Raw genomic sequence first — 15,098 nt, 5'->3', positions numbered from 1 at the left:
AGCCCCTCTGCCGATCGGTCGAATGGATCGATCAGGTGAACCTCTCTACAGTGATGATCACTTGAAACGGAGGTCATCATGCAAAACGCGAATACGCCCGGCACCAATGCGGTCGATCCGGCCCAAAGGGCAGATGCCACGATCCGCGGTGACGGGACGTCAACTGATCGACTTGTGCCCGGCGATCCGCCTGTTCGGTTCGGTGTCCTGCAAGGGCAGGCGTGGATCGCGGACGACTTCGATGCTCCGCTGCCCGATTACCTGCTGGATGCCTTCGAAGGGCGCTGATGCGGCTGTTGCTCGATACGCACATCTTTCTGTGGATCGTGACCAATGACCCCAGGCTGAGCGCAAGGGCGCGCCGCCTGATCTCGGCCGCCGACGTACGTTTCGTCAGCAGCGCGAGTATCTGGGAGGCCGCCATCAAGGCCGGCCTGGGGCAGCTCGATATCGACGTCGGCAAGCTGATCCGAGCGATCGGCTCGAGCGGGATTCGCGAGCTACCGGTTCGGGCCGCGCATGGGGCCGCGGTTCGTGATCTGCCGCACCACCATCGTGATCCATTCGATCGCTTGCTGGTCGCACAGGCCCGTCACGAGCCGCTTCAGCTCGTGACGGCCGATGCCCATCTTGCGCGGTATGACCGGTCGCTCGTTCTGACAGTTTGAAGCAATCTGTCGGGGCGAAATCCATCGGTCGGCTGCACGTCATGTGGCGTCGCGGTTCATGCTGCCGCGACGTCCGGCTCGATTTCGTCCAGTTCCGCACAAATGGCCGCCAGCCGCTCTCTCAACCCTTCACTCGCCGGCACGAACGGCAGCCGCAACCCGTCCTCGCACCACCCTTGCGCGGCCAGCACGGCCTTCACCGGCGCCGGGTTCGGCTCCGCGAACAGCGCCGCGACGAGCGGCTGCAGCGCGACCGACAGGCGCCGCGCATCGGCGAGCCGGCCGTCGCGCAGCAGCGCATGGATGCGCACATGCCATTCGGGCAGCACGTGCGCGCTGCTCGCGATCGCGCCGTGCGCACCGGCGCACATCGCCGCGAAGTTCTGGTTGTCGTCGCCGGACAGGATCGCGAGCGGCGTGTCGTGCACGAGCCGGCTCATCCGGTCGAGCGTGCCGCCGCATTCCTTGATGCCCGCGACGCGCGCGTCGCGCGCGAGCGCCTGCAGCGTGTCCAGTTCGACGTTCACGCCGGTGCGGTACGGGATGTTGTAGACGAGCACCGGCAGGTCGGCCGCGTCGACGATCGCCTCGACGTGGCGGCGGATGCCGTCCTGCGTCGGCCGAACGTAGACGGGCGGCGTGACGAGCAGCCCGTCGGGCCGCAGCGCCGCGAGTTCGCGCGCACGGGCGGCCGCGAAATGCGTCGCACTCGCGGTCAGCCCGACGACGATCGGCAGGCCGGGCGCCGCGTCGCGCAGCGTCGCAAACACGGCGTCCTGTTCGCGCGCGTCGAGCAGCACGCCTTCACCGGTCGTCGCGCCGGCGACGAAGCCCGCGAGGCCCGCGGCCGCATAGTGGCGCGCGAGTCGCGCGAGCGCGGCATGGTCGACTTCGCCGTGGTGGAACGGCGTGATGATCGGCAGCCAGATACCTTCGAAACGTGTGTTCATGCAAAGCCTCAGGGTGGAAACGGAGTGGGAAGGAACCGTTCCGCCGGCGGAGAGCCGGAGTGAGGCGTGCGAGCAAGGAGAAAGAAACGACCTGCGGGCATCCCGTCCGGCATTCGCCTGACGGGACGCGACGTCCCCGTCAGTCGAGGAGTCGTTTTTTCAGTTTCAGCCCGGCCGCGCGCGCACCTGCCGCGACGGCGGCGAGGATCGGAAGCGAGCGCAGGGCAGCGGACATGGGAGAACCGGGAAAATGGGCTGAGCGGCGATCTTAACACCGGATCCGATCCGCACGCGAGCGCCCGCCGCCGTTTAGCAGGATTCGAGATTTGCTTTCCACGACTGATTGGAAAGCGCGCCGCGCCCGGCCGCTAGAATGCCCGCTTACGTTTCGATGACAGCGCGTACGCGTGCCGTCACGCACATTCACCACCACTGGAAACGGGGCATATCACGATGGCAAGCATGAAGGGGATCGGCCGCTGGCTGCACACGGGCGCGGCGGCGGCGCTGGTCGTGGCGGCAACGGCCGCGCACGCGGATACGTCGATCCTGAACGTGTCGTACGACGTGACGCGCGAACTGTACAAGGACATCAACGCGGGTTTTGCCGCTGCCTACAAGCAGAAGACCGGCGAGACGGTCGCGATCAAGCAGTCGCACGGCGCGTCGAGCGCGCAGGCGCTGTCGGTGCTGCAAGGGCTGCAGGCCGACGTCGTGACGATGAACCAGCCGAACGACATCGACCTGCTCGCCGAGCGCGGCCAGCTGCTGCCGAAGGACTGGCGCGCGCGTTTCCCGGACAACAGCTCGCCGTACTCGACCACGATGGTGTTCCTGGTGCGCAAGGGCAACCCGAAGGCGATCAAGGACTGGAGCGATCTCGCGAAGCCGGGTGTCCAGGTGATCATCGCAAACCCGAAGACGTCGGGCAACGGCCGCTATGCGTATCTGGCCGCGTGGGGCTTCCAGAAGCAGAAGGGCGCGACCGACCAGCAGGCGATCGACTTCGAGAAGGCGATCTTCCGCAACGTGCCGGTGCTCGACTCCGGCGGCCGCGGCGCGACGACGACGTTCACGCAGCGCGGCATCGGCGACGTGCTGGTCACGTTCGAGAACGAAGTCGCGCTGATGGACACCGGCGCATCGGGCGCGCAGTTCGACGCGGTGTATCCGTCGGCGAGCATCCTCGCGGAGCCGCCCGTCGCCGTCGTCGACAAGGTCGTCGACAAGAAGGGCACGCGCAAGGTCGCGCAGGCGTATCTCGACTACCTGTACACGCCGGAAGCGCAGGAAATCATCGCGCAACACCATCTGCGCCCGCGCGACGCGAACGTGCTGAAGAAGCATGCGGCCGAATTCAAGTCGCTGAAGACGTTCAGCGTCGAGCAGGTCTTCGGCAGCTGGGCGAACGCGCAGAAGACACACTTCGCGGACGGCGGCACGTTCGACCAGGTGATCGTCGACCGCAAGTGAGCACCGCTCGCAAGTGAGCACCGCTCGCTTGCCCATACGCTGAAGACGCAGCCGGCCGTTTCCGCGGCCGGCTTTTTTTTGCGTCGCGCGGCCGGTGGCGCGACGGATTTCCATTCCGAACCGGTACGCATATCCGGCCGCCGCCGCGCGTGCTACGCTCATCGCCTCCCTGCTTCCGGCACCGCGCGATGATCGTCGATTCGTCCTCCCCAGCCTCCCGCGGCCGTGGCCGCAAGCTCTGGTCGGGCACCCGCCCGGTGATCGCGTACGGGATGCCGCCGCTCGGCTGGCGCGACCTCTATCACCGCGCGCTGACGGTGAGCTGGCCCGTATTCTTCCTGTCGCTCGCCGTGCTGTTCCTGCTGCTCAACGGCGCCTTTGCGACGCTCTACCTGCTTGGCCATGCGCCGATCGCGAACCAGTCGCCGGCCGGCTTCGGCGGCGCGTTCTTCTTCAGCGTCGAGACACTCGCGACCGTCGGCTACGGCGACATGCATCCGCAGACCGTCTATGCGCACCTGGTCGCGACGTTCGAGATCTTCGTCGGGATGTCGGGCATTGCGATGGCCACGGGGCTCGTGTTTGCGCGGTTTTCGCGGCCGCAGGCGAAGATCCTGTTCGCACGCTACGCGATCGTCCGGCCGTTGAACGGCAGGATGACGCTGATGGTGCGCGCCGCGAATGCGCGCCAGAACGTGATTGCCGAGGCGCAGGCGAAACTGCGGCTGATGCGTGTCGAGGGCACACACGAGGGCTATACGCTGCGCAAGATCCACGACCTGGCGCTCGTGCGCAGCGAGCATCCGATCTTCCTGCTCGGCTGGAACCTGATGCACGTGATCGACGAATCGAGCGCGCTGTTCGGCGAGACGCCCGAATCGCTTGCCGCGCGCGACGCGTCGTTGCTGATCACGATCGAAGGCTCGGACGAGACCACCGCGCAGGTGATGCAGGCGCGTCATTCCTGGGAGCATGACGAGATCCGCTGGCGTCACCGTTATGTCGACCTGATGCACGACGAAGACGGCATCACGCACATCGACTACACGCATTTTCATGAGGTGGTGCCGGTCGACACCGATACCGACGAGCGCGGCTCGCCGGGTGCGGTGGTCAATGCCGGCGCCGCGACGTCGGGCCCGGCTGCGTAGGCGTGCTCGCGGGCGGCGGGTAGCGCCGCCCCCCGCACGACACGCGTACACGTCACGCATGCAGCAGGCGCGCCGCTTCGCGCTGTTCGATCGCGACCGCGCGGCGGAATGCGTCGCGATCCTCGGCGCGCGCGACGTAGTCGCCGAGCACGCCTTCGTGCGGCAGCAGATGCGCGTCGAAGGCGATCTTCAGCGTGCTGGCGAGCAGCAGGTCGGCCGCGGTGAAGCGGTCGCCGACGAGCCACGGACGATGGGCGAGCGCTTGCGCGAGGGCGCGCTGCACGCGCGTGATGTTGCCCCAGCCGAACGCGACCGGATTGCCCGACGCGCCGGTGAATTTTTCGGCCATCGCCGGTTCGAGGCAGGTCGGCGTGAAGAACATCCATTGGAGGAAACGGCCGCGCAGCGGATCGTCGGGCGCGACGCCGAGCCCGGCGCCGGGGCAGCGGTCGGCAAGATAGAGCAGCACGGCGCCCGATTCGGCGAACGGCACGCTGCCGTCGTCGAGCGCGGGCAGCTTGGCCATCGGGTTGACCTGCACGAACGCGTCGCTGCCCTGTTCGTGCGAACGCAGGTCGATCGGCACGAGTTCATACACCACGCCGAGTTCTTCAAGCATCCACAAGGCCCGGAATGCCCGGGTCTTCGGCCAGTAGTAGAGCTTCATCGTGCCTCCGCGTTGGGGTGCAGCTGTCGGTCCGGTGGATGCTCCAGCGTACCCGAGCAGCGGCGGTTCGGACAGAGGCGCCCGGCGAGGGGCGGCTATCCGCGTGTGATGACCCGATGCGCTGTGTGTCGGGCGTGAATCAGGCAGAAGACCGGGCAAAGCCTTATGGTACAAGGATGTATGTTGATAACTAGTTATATTTAAACTAGTTATGGATGTGACGGATATCACGGTTAGGCCGGCATTCCGCACACGGCATCACGGAGCCAGCAACGTCCGTGCACACGCCAACACGGGCATCGTTCCGCGAGCGCGGATGCATCACGAAACAGGGAAGTCATGAGAGACAACTCACGCATGGCAAACGACGATCGCACCACGATCATTCCGAGAAGAACGCCGGAATCGGCGGCGATGGTGGCCGAGGTCAGGCGGGCGATGTCGATCGCCGCGCGGATCAATCGCCTGACGTTCGACGATGCCGCCGAGGTTCGCACATTATTCGGAGAACTGATCGGCACGCAGGTGGACGACGGCTTCATGTTGATCCCGCCGTTCCATGCGACGGGCGGCACCGGCATGAAGCTCGGGCGCAACGTGTTCGTCAACCAGAACTGCACGTTCTACGATCTCGGCGGGCTCGAGATTGGCGACGACGTGATGATCGGGCCGAACGTCAGCCTCATCACGTCCGGCCATCCCGTCGAACCTTCGGGGCGGCGCGACTTCGTCGTCGCGAAGCCGATCGTGATCGAACGGAACGTCTGGATCGGCGCCGGCGCGACGATCATCGGCGGTGTGACGGTGGGGGAGAACTCGGTGGTCGCGGCCGGGGCCGTCGTCACGCGGGATGTTCCGCCGGATGTGCTGGTCGGCGGCAATCCGGCGGCGGTCATCCGGTCGATTGCCGAGTAATCCGGATTGAGGGCGCGTGCCTGGTCGAGGCAGCCTTGTTGGACTGATGTGGATAACGCACCTCAACGGCGACTCGAAACGCTGTGCATTTGAACGGTGAGCGTGCCGCCGAGGCAGTCTGGAGGGGGCTTTCCGGTAAAGGCCCGATAGCGGCTGGCGGATGCGTGCGCCGTTCCGGTCGATGGTCGGACGAAAGTCGCGCCGCGCGATCGGTTGTGGATATCCTCACGCCGAAACGACTCGGCGCCCTGTGCGTTTCACAGGTGAGGGTCACCGGATGATACGGAAGGCATGAAGCGGGTTGTGGACAACTCGCCCGCGAAACGACGCGAAATGCTGTGGAATTCAACGGTGAGGGGCGGCGTCCGATCGGGCGATGCGCCTTTTCTGGCGCGGTTTTCCGATCTTTGCGTGGTTCGAGGCGTCGCGCATTCTAGCCGAACGCGCGCATGCGTGGCGGAACCGCGTGCGTGCCGCGACGTGAAGATCCGGTTCCGGCTGTCACCCGAAAGGCCGTGCATTTTAACGGCGAGTGCGGGTGCGTGGTCTGCAACGTGCAGATTTCGCGGCGCATCGCGGCGTTCGCAAGCGACTCGAAACGCTGCGCAATGCAGCGGCGAGCGCGAATACGCGATCGGCGATCGGCAGTCGGCGATCGGCAGTCGGCAGTCGGCGCGGCAAGACGCGATTGTTCGGCCGGCGGTTCCGTCCGACGTGGCGTGCATGTCCGGTTCGGACGCGAGCGTGCGAGCGGGGCCAACGCGAGCCCCCGTGTGGATATCCGATCACCGAAACGACTCGCGACACTGTGCATTTCGACGGTGAGTGTTAGCACCGATCGGCCGGTGAGCCTTTTCCCGCAAGGATTCCCAGCCGGTCGCACCTTCCGCGGCGCCCATCCGTTATCGCATCGGTAGACGCGCTTGCATGTGGATATCCTGCGTCGCGGACCACTCGAAGCGCTGTGATTTTCAACGGTGAGGGTGCCCGCGTGGTTGGTCGGCAATGCCGGATCGGGCGTGGATAACCACTGTTGCAGACACTCGAAGCCCTGTGTATTTCAACGGTGAGCGCGAGCCCGCGATTGTGCCGCATGCGCGTTGCGGCGTACATGTCCGGCCGATAAACCTACTCGTGCCCAGTGTGTACTTCTGCGGAGAGTGTGAATCTGCGATTGCGCAGCATGGGGGTTCCGGCGTGCCTGTTCGGCCGATAAGCCCGCTCCCGACTCAATGCATTTCCCTGGTGAGCGCGAGCCCGCGATTGTGCGCCATTCGGGTTCCAGCGTGCTCGTCCGGCCGATAAACCCGCTCGCGACCCAAAGCATTTCCACGAAGAGTGCGAGCCCGCGATTGCCCGGCATTCGTGTACCAGTGCGCCCGTCCTGCTGATAAACCCACTCGCGACCCAAAGTATTTCCTTGTTGAGCGCCCGCTCGCGATTGTGCAGCATGCGGGTTCCGGCACGCCTGTCCGGCCAATAAGCCCGCTCGCGATCCAGTGTATTTCCACGATGAGCGCCCGCCCGCGATTGCGCAGCATGCGTGTTCCGGCGTGCCCGTCCTGCTGATAAACCCACTCGCGACCCAACGTACTTCCACCATGAGCGCGAGTCTGCAATTGCCCGGCATGCATGTTTCTGCACGCCTTTCCAGCCGACAAACCCACTCACGACCCTGAGCATTCGAACGTTGAAGGCGAGCCGCCGATCGACACAATACGCCATCGCCGATGTGGATATCCGCAGCCGAAACCCACTCGCCGCGCTGTGAATTTCAACGGTGAGCGTCGAAGCAAGAGCCCAACGCATGCCGACAACGATGTGGACATCCCGGCCTCCACGCCACTCGAAATGCTGTGCAATCGAACGGTGAGCGCGCGAGCCCGATCGGCCGAGGGGCGCGGCGTTGTGGACATCCCGCGCCGCCGACCAATCGCAACGCTGTGCATTTCAATGGTGAGGGTCACCGCCAAGATGCGCTGAAACCCTTGCCACACGGGGCACGAGCGCCACCCGCCCCCTACCCGGAGCCACCATCGGACCGCCACACGTTTCCCCGACAAACGACCCGCCCACCCCGACGCGTGGCCCATCCCGCCCGACCGCCGTGCGCGAAAACTCTCTCAAATCCCGCCAAAAAGCTGCGCAGTTTTTCTCACAGGGGGCCCGCCCGAGCAAGATGAGAAAAAACATTCTCGGCTGCGCGCGAAAAAATAGAGCCATTCGCTGCCGCCAGTCACGCGTCGCCCGACGCCCTGCCGAGCAGCCCAGAACAGCACAATCCGGAGACATCCCCCCATGACTGCCCGCCTGCCCGTCGACGGCACGCCTGCCCTGTCCGACTACCGCCTGACCGACAACCTGACCGCGACGCGCGGCCGGATCTTCCTGACCGGCACGCAGGCGCTGGTTCGCCTGCTGCTGATGCAGCGCACGGTCGACGCCGAACAGGGGCTCAACACGGCCGGCTTCGTCAGCGGCTATCGCGGCTCGCCGCTCGGCATGGTCGACCAGCAGCTGTGGAAGGCGAAGAAACTGCTCGACGCCGGCGGCGTGCGCTTCCTGCCCGCGATCAACGAGGAACTCGGCGGCACGGCCGTGCTCGGCACGCAGCGGGTCGAGGCCGATCCCGAGCGCACGGTCGAGGGCGTGTATGCGATGTGGTACGGCAAGGGGCCGGGCGTCGATCGCGCCGGCGACGCGCTGAAGCACGGCAACGCGTACGGCTCGTCGCCGCATGGCGGCGTGCTGGTGGTGGCGGGCGACGACCACGGCTGCGTGTCGTCGTCGATGCCGCACCAGAGCGACTTCGCGATGATCGCGTGGCACATGCCGGTCGTGAACCCGGCGAACATCGCCGACATGCTCGAATTCGGCCTGTACGGCTGGGCGCTGTCGCGCTATTCGGGCGCATGGGTCGGCTTCAAGGCGATCTCGGAGACGGTCGAATCGGGTTCGACCGTCGACCTCGACGCGTTGCAGACGCAGTGGCCGGCGCCGGAAGGCTTCACGCCGCCGGCGGGCGGCCTGCACAACCGCTGGCCCGACCTGCCGAGCCTCACGATCGAGGCGCGCCTTGCCGCGAAGCTCGACGCGGTGCGCCATTTCGCGCGCACCAACAGCATCGACAAGTGGATCGCGCCGAGCGCGCAGGCGAACGTCGGCATCGTGACCTGCGGCAAGGCGCACCTCGACCTGATGGAAGCGCTGCGCCGCCTCGACCTGACGGTGGCCGATCTCGACGCGGCCGGCGTGCGGATCTACAAGGTCGGCCTGTCGTATCCGCTCGAGATGACGCGCGTCGAAACCTTCGTCGACGGGCTCGCCGAAGTGCTCGTGATCGAGGAGAAGGGTCCCGTCATCGAACAGCAGATCAAGGACTACCTGTACAACCGCACGGAAGGCGCGCGCCCGCGTGTGCTCGGCAAGCACGACGCCGCCGGCGCGTGCCTGCTGTCCGAACTCGGCGAGCTGCGCCCGTCGCGGATCCTGCCGGTGTTCGCCGACTGGCTCGCGCGCCACAAGCCGGCGCTCGACCGCCGCGAGCGCGTGGTCGATCTCGTCGCGCCGCAGATCCTGTCGAACGAGGCGGACGCGGTGAAGCGCACGCCGTACTTCTGCTCGGGCTGCCCGCACAACACGTCGACGAAGGTGCCGGAAGGCTCGATCGCGCAGGCCGGCATCGGCTGCCACTTCATGGCGTCGTGGATGGAGCGCGACACGACGGGCCTGATCCAGATGGGCGGCGAGGGCGTCGACTGGGCCGCGCACGCGATGTTCACCAACACGAAGCACGTGTTCCAGAACCTCGGCGACGGCACCTACTTCCACTCGGGCATCCTCGCGATCCGCCAGGCCGTGGCCGCGAAAGCGAACATCACGTACAAGATCCTCTACAACGACGCGGTCGCGATGACGGGCGGCCAGCCGGTCGACGGCAGCATCTCGGTGCCGCAGATCGCGCGGCAGGTCGAGGCGGAAGGCGTGTCGCGCTTCGTGGTCGTGTCCGACGAGCCGGAGAAGTACGACGGTCATCACGGCCAGTTCCCGACGGGCACGACGTTCCATCACCGCAGCGAACTCGACACCGTGCAGCGCGAGCTGCGCGAGACGCCGGGCGTCACCGTGCTGATCTACGACCAGACCTGCGCGGCCGAGAAGCGCCGCCGCCGCAAGAAGGGCGAATTCCCCGACCCGGACAAGCGCCTGTTCATCAACGACGCCGTGTGCGAAGGCTGCGGCGATTGCGGTGTGCAGTCGAACTGCCTGTCGGTCGAGCCGCTCGAAACACCGCTCGGCCGCAAGCGCCGCATCGACCAGTCGTCGTGCAACAAGGACTACTCGTGCGTGAACGGCTTCTGCCCGAGCTTCGTGACGGTCGAAGGCGCGGCGCTGAAGAAGGCCGCCGGTGCCGCGTTCGACGAAGCCGCGCTCGCCGCGAGGGTCGATGCGCTGCCGGTGCCGGCGACGCATCTCGATGCGGCGCCGTTCGACATGCTCGTGACGGGCGTCGGCGGCACGGGTGTCGTGACGGTCGGCGCGCTGATCAGCATGGCCGCGCACCTCGAAGGCAAGAGCGCGTCGGTGCTCGACTTCATGGGCTTCGCGCAGAAGGGCGGGTCGGTGCTGTCGTTCGTGCGGATCGCGTCGAGCGACCGGTGGCTGAACCAGGTGCGCATCGACACGCAGCAGGCGGACGTGCTGCTCGCGTGCGACATGGTCGTCGGCGCGAGCGCCGAGGCGCTGCAGACGGTGCGTCACGAGCGTTCGCGGATCGTCGTCAACACGCACCGGATCCCGAACGCGTCGTTCGTGCAGAACCCCGATGCGAACCTGCATGCGGACGCGCTGCTCGAGAAGATGCACCACGCGGCCGGCGACGGCTACCTGTCGAGCTGCGACGCGCAGGCGCTCGCTGCGAAGTTCCTCGGCGATTCGATCGGCGCGAACATCCTGATGCTCGGTTACGCATGGCAACTCGGCCTCGTGCCGGTGTCGCTCGCAGCGATGATGCGCGCGATCGAGCTGAACAACGTCGCGGTGCCGATGAACAAGCTCGCGTTCTCGATCGGCCGGATGGCGGCCGGCGACGCGGCGGGCCTCGATGCGTTGTGGAACGCGCGTCACGCGGTGGCCGCGCATGCCGCGCCGGAGACGCTCGCCGAGCTGATCGCCGATCGCGAAGCGCGTCTCGATGCGTACGGCGGCGGGCGCTATGTCGAGCGCTACCGTGCGCTCGTGAGCGCGGCGCGTGCGAAGGGCGATGACGCGCTGACGCGCGCGGTCGCGACGACGTTCTACCGGCTGCTCGCGGTTAAGGACGAATACGAGGTCGCGCGGCTGTACACGGACGACGCGTTCCGCGCGGCGCTCGAAGCGCAGTTCGAAGGCGTGCCGGGGCAGGCCTATCGCGTGAAGTTCAACCTGGCGCCGCCGACGGTCGCGAAGGCCGGCCGCGACGGCAGCGCACCGAAGAAGCGCGTGTTCGGCCAGTGGATGTGGCCGGTGTTCGGCATGCTGGCGCGCGTGCGCAGCCTGCGCGGCACGTGGCTCGATCCGTTCGGCCGCACCGTCGAGCGCAAGATGGAGCGTGCGCTCGCCGACGACTACGAGACGACGCTCGCGCGTGCGCTCGCCGCGATGACGGCCGGCAATGCGGCGCAGGTCACGCAACTGGCCGATCTGCATGCACGTGTGCGCGGCTTCGGGCACGTGAAGGTGCGCAATCTCGCGGGCGTGAAGCGCGCGGAGCGCGAGCTCGCATTGCAGCTCGGCATCGAAGCGGCGACGAGCGCGGCCGTGCAGCACGCGCTCGACGAGATGAAGGGCGCGGGGATGCTGAAGGGGATTCCGGTCGTCGTCGCGAAGTAACGCGAACGCGGGTGGATGTGAAAACGGCGACGCGTGTGCGTCGCCGTTTTTTATTGGGCCGCGGCTGCTGCGTACAGGCAGCGGCCGGCCCTTTAGAGAATGCCTTTCTTGCGCGTCGACAGCGCGGTTTCCGACAGGTCGATCTCGCGGAGCAGCTTCGTCAGCGTCTCGTCGGAAATCTTGCTCTCGCTGCGCAGCCGGTACAGCGCGGAGCGTTCCGCGCGCACGGCCGCGATCCGCATCTGCAGTTCCATCGTTTCGGCCTGCTTCGCTTCCGCGCGCGGTGTGGGGCCGTCCTCGGCGAGCGTCGCGAGGCGGCGGCGGTACTGGTCCATCACGCGTGCGGAGATATCCGCGCAGCGTGCGGCGCCCGATTCGTCGAGATCGACCGAGATCGCGTCGTGCGACGAGTCGATCGCGCGGATCGCGGCCTGCGCGGCGGCCGCGCGCGCGGCGCGTTCCTCGTCGCCGAGCGGGCTGCGCGACGAACGCACGCCGCGCAGCAGCAGCGGCAGGCCGACCACCGCGACGACGAGCGAGCCGAGGATCACGGCCGACGCGACGAAGATCGCCGTGTCGCGGCCCGGCAGCGGCACGCCGTCGGACAGCGCGACCGGAATCGACAGCACGCCGGCGAGCGTGACCGCGCCGCGCACGCCGCCGACCGTCATCACCGCGATCGTGCGCACGCCGGCCATCGTGCCCGCGAGGCCGTGGCGCGCGGCGCGACGGCTCGCGAACCAGCGCAGCAGCCAGACCCACAGGAAGCGGATCGCATACAGCGCGAGCATCATCGCGCAGACGTTGAAGATCATCCGGCCGACGAGCGCGTCGCTCGTGTGGTGCGCGTCGACGAGCGTGCGGCCGATGATGTGCGGCAGCTGCAGCCCGAGCATGATGAACACCATGCCGTTGAACACGAACTCGATCATCGCCCACGTGCTTTCGGCGCGCACACGCGACGCGACGGTGCTTTTACGCGAGAAGCTCGTGTAGTTCATCATCATCCCGGCCGACACGGCCGCCAGCACGCCCGACAGGTCGAGGTGCTCGGCGAACAGGTAGGCCGCGAACGGCACGAGCAGCGTCATCACGATGCCGGGGGCCGGATCGCCTTCCTGCTCGGCATTCAGGAAGCGCGTCGACAGCGCGCTGAACGCCCACGACACGAGCGCGCCCGTCGCGAGCCCGCCGGCCGCGACGATCACGAACGTCACCGACGCGTCGCGCAGCGAGAACATGCCCGTCAGCGCGGCCGCGATCGCGAATTTCAGCGCGACGAGGCCGGACGCGTCGTTCATCAGCGCCTCGCCTTCGAGGATGTGCATCAGTTGCGGCGGGATCCGGCCCTTTCCGGCGATGCCGGACAGCGCGACCGCGTCGGTCGGCGACAGCACGGCCGCGAGCGCGAACGCGATCGGCAGCGGCAACTCGGGTATCAGCCAGTGCGCGAAGTAGCCCACTGCGAGTACCGTCATGAACACGAGCCCGAACGCGAGCATCAGGATCGCGCGGCGCTGCAGGTACAGCTCGCGCTTCGGAATCCGCCAGCCGTCCGCGAACAGCAGCGGCGGAATGAACAGCAGCATGAAGATTTCGGGATCGAACGTGACGTGCAGGTTCAGCTTCGGCCACGCGAGCATCGCGCCGAACGCGATCTGCATCAGCGGCAACGGCAGTTGGAATGGCAGGTTGCGAGTGACGGCGCCGGACAGCGCGACGGTCAGCAGCAGGATCAGAACGGTGAAGACGATTTCCATCGATACGGCGAATACGGGGAATGAAACGATCGTACGGAGTGTAGCGTGCTGGCGTGACGGGTGCGTTCGAGCGGCCGGTGCGCGTGCACGAAAACGGTGCGCGCGACCTGCGCCGGGATGGTGCGGCAACCCGGCGCGAGCCGTGCGGCGCACGGGCTGTCGGCGCCTTGCACGGAGCTTGCTTGAGGTTCGGCAGCCGTCCGGCGTCGACCGGGCAACCGAGGGTCCAACCAATGACATTGCACGCGCCGCTCGCTTCGTCGGGCGCCGCGTTCGAAGGCAATACCAGGAGGAAGGCATGACGATCGTGCAACAGGAGCGTCCGGCCGCCGCGTCGCCGTACCGGTTCGAGCGGGAGGTGAGTTCCGGCTTCGAACGTCTGGCGACGCAGCACCGCGACATGACGCTCACGACCGTGTTCCAGCCGATTTTCAGCCTGTCGCACCAGCGTGCGGTGGGCTACGAGGCGCTGCTGCGCGCGCACGATGCGCTCGATCGCGCGGTGTCGCCGCTCGACGTGTTCGGCGAAGCCGCGCGCCGGGGCGAGCTGCTGCAGCTCGACCGGCTCGCGCAGGCGCTGCATCTCGAGAACTTCGCGCTGCTCGGCGCCGAGCGCGAGTGGCTGTTCCTCAACGTGCATCCGGGCGTGCTCACCGACCCGTTCCAGGCAGCCGCGCTGCTCGCGAACCTGAAGCGGCTCGGCATGCCGCCGCGCCGCGTCGTGCTCGAAGTGCTCGAGCAGCGCGCGGAAGACGTCGAGCGGCTTGCCGAGGCCGTGCGCGAATTCCGCACGCACGGCTTCCTGATCGCGCTCGACGATTTCGGCGCGGGGCACTCGAACCTCGAGCGGATCTGGCAACTGAACCCGGACATCGTGAAGCTCGACCGGATCATGCTGTCGCACGCGGCGCATCGCACGGGGCTCACCGCGATCCTGCACGGGCTCGTGACGCTGCTGCACGAGGCCGGCAAGCTGGTGCTCGTCGAGGGCATCGAGACCGAGCACGAGGCGCAGATCGCGCTGTCGTGCGAGGCCGATTTCGTGCAGGGCTATTACTTCGGCCGGCCGGCGCCGGGGCTGCCGGACAGCGCGGCCGCGACGGGCTGCATCGGCGAGCTGACCGAGCGCTTCCGGCAGCAGACCGACGCGCGCGAACGGCGCGATGCGCAGCGGCTCGCGCCGTACCTGCGCGCGTTCGAACGTGCGGCCGAGCGTCTCGCGGCCGGCGAGCCGCTCGACGAGGTGTGCTGGAACTTCCTCGCGCTCGACGCGGCCGCGCGCTGCTTCCTGCTCGACGCGCACGGCCGCCAGTCGGGCCGCAACGTCGTGCTGCGCGCCGACCGCGCGCTCGCCGAGGCGCGCTTCTCGCCGCTGGCGGACGCGCAGGGCGCGAACTGGCTGCGCCGGCCGTATTTCCGCTCGGCGATCGCCGAGCCGGGGCGCGTGCAGGTCACGCGGCCGTACCTGTCGATCAACGAGGCGCAGCCGTGCGTGACGCTGTCGGTGGCCGTGCGCATCGGCGACGCGCAGCGCGTGCTGTGCGGCGATATCGACTGGCGCGACGACGAGGCGGACGCCGGCTAGCGCCGCGCGCATCGCCGCCGGCACGCTGGCGTCCATCACGCGGCTCGGCTAGGATGCG

General features: G+C 67.4%; 10 protein-coding genes. 7 read left to right on the top strand and 3 right to left on the bottom strand.

Features of this window, described 5'->3' with window-relative positions; all coding sequences use genetic code 11:
* The first annotated feature begins 78 nt into the window (after window positions 1–78).
* Together QZM35_RS21640 and QZM35_RS21635 are read left to right on the top strand one after the other, a co-directional pair.
* Window positions 79–288 carry a hypothetical protein gene (locus QZM35_RS21640; RefSeq protein WP_089426463.1) on the top strand — a complete coding sequence of 70 codons (210 nt, stop codon included), beginning with the start codon at window positions 79–81 and terminating at the stop codon, window positions 286–288.
* The gene (locus tag QZM35_RS21635) at window positions 288–668 is read left to right on the top strand and encodes a type II toxin-antitoxin system VapC family toxin (RefSeq protein WP_301776749.1); all 381 of its coding nucleotides are present in this window, start codon (window positions 288–290) and stop codon (window positions 666–668) included. Before QZM35_RS21640 ends, QZM35_RS21635 begins: the two co-directional genes overlap by 1 nt.
* Window positions 669–724: 56 nt before the next feature.
* Here QZM35_RS21635 and dapA read toward each other — a convergent pair whose 3' ends face one another.
* Window positions 725–1,618, bottom strand: coding sequence for a 4-hydroxy-tetrahydrodipicolinate synthase (gene dapA / locus QZM35_RS21630; RefSeq protein WP_301776748.1), 894 nt, complete (start codon window positions 1,616–1,618; stop codon window positions 725–727).
* 453 nt (window positions 1,619–2,071) lie between these two features.
* Between dapA and QZM35_RS21625 the strand changes: the two genes are divergently transcribed.
* Window positions 2,072–3,091: a sulfate ABC transporter substrate-binding protein gene (locus QZM35_RS21625; RefSeq protein ID WP_069249019.1), complete on the top strand. Its 1,020-nt coding sequence runs from the start codon at window positions 2,072–2,074 to the stop codon at window positions 3,089–3,091.
* A 188-nt stretch (window positions 3,092–3,279) separates the two neighbouring features.
* The gene (locus tag QZM35_RS21620; RefSeq protein ID WP_301776747.1) at window positions 3,280–4,242 is read left to right on the top strand and encodes an ion channel; all 963 of its coding nucleotides are present in this window, start codon (window positions 3,280–3,282) and stop codon (window positions 4,240–4,242) included.
* A gap of 52 nt (window positions 4,243–4,294) precedes the next feature.
* On the opposite strand, the gene QZM35_RS21615 is transcribed toward QZM35_RS21620, so the two are convergent.
* On the bottom strand, window positions 4,295–4,909 hold the full coding sequence (locus QZM35_RS21615; RefSeq protein WP_089426459.1) for a glutathione S-transferase family protein: 615 nt from the start codon (window positions 4,907–4,909) through the stop codon (window positions 4,295–4,297).
* A 357-nt stretch (window positions 4,910–5,266) separates the two neighbouring features.
* Between QZM35_RS21615 and QZM35_RS21610 the strand changes: the two genes are divergently transcribed.
* On the top strand, window positions 5,267–5,824 hold the full coding sequence (locus tag QZM35_RS21610) for a sugar O-acetyltransferase (protein WP_089426458.1): 558 nt from the start codon (window positions 5,267–5,269) through the stop codon (window positions 5,822–5,824).
* A gap of 2,298 nt (window positions 5,825–8,122) precedes the next feature.
* The gene (locus tag QZM35_RS21605) at window positions 8,123–11,695 is read left to right on the top strand and encodes an indolepyruvate ferredoxin oxidoreductase family protein (protein ID WP_301776746.1); all 3,573 of its coding nucleotides are present in this window, start codon (window positions 8,123–8,125) and stop codon (window positions 11,693–11,695) included.
* Between the two features lie 92 nt (window positions 11,696–11,787).
* Here the strand turns inward: QZM35_RS21605 and QZM35_RS21600 are convergent, their stop codons facing one another.
* Window positions 11,788–13,455: a Na+/H+ antiporter gene (locus tag QZM35_RS21600; RefSeq protein ID WP_089426456.1), complete on the bottom strand. Its 1,668-nt coding sequence runs from the start codon at window positions 13,453–13,455 to the stop codon at window positions 11,788–11,790.
* A gap of 298 nt (window positions 13,456–13,753) precedes the next feature.
* Here QZM35_RS21600 and QZM35_RS21595 point away from each other — a divergent pair, with 298 nt between their 5' ends.
* Window positions 13,754–15,040, top strand: a complete 1,287-nt coding sequence (locus QZM35_RS21595; RefSeq protein WP_089426455.1) for an EAL domain-containing protein — start codon at window positions 13,754–13,756, stop codon at window positions 15,038–15,040.
* The last annotated feature ends 58 nt before the right edge of the window (window positions 15,041–15,098 follow it).

The sequence above is a fragment of the Burkholderia sp. AU45274 genome, from assembly GCF_030482505.1.
Classification (GTDB): domain Bacteria; phylum Pseudomonadota; class Gammaproteobacteria; order Burkholderiales; family Burkholderiaceae; genus Burkholderia.
Note: the sequence above shows the minus strand (reverse complement) of the source record. Positions and strands in the feature narration are given on the sequence as shown.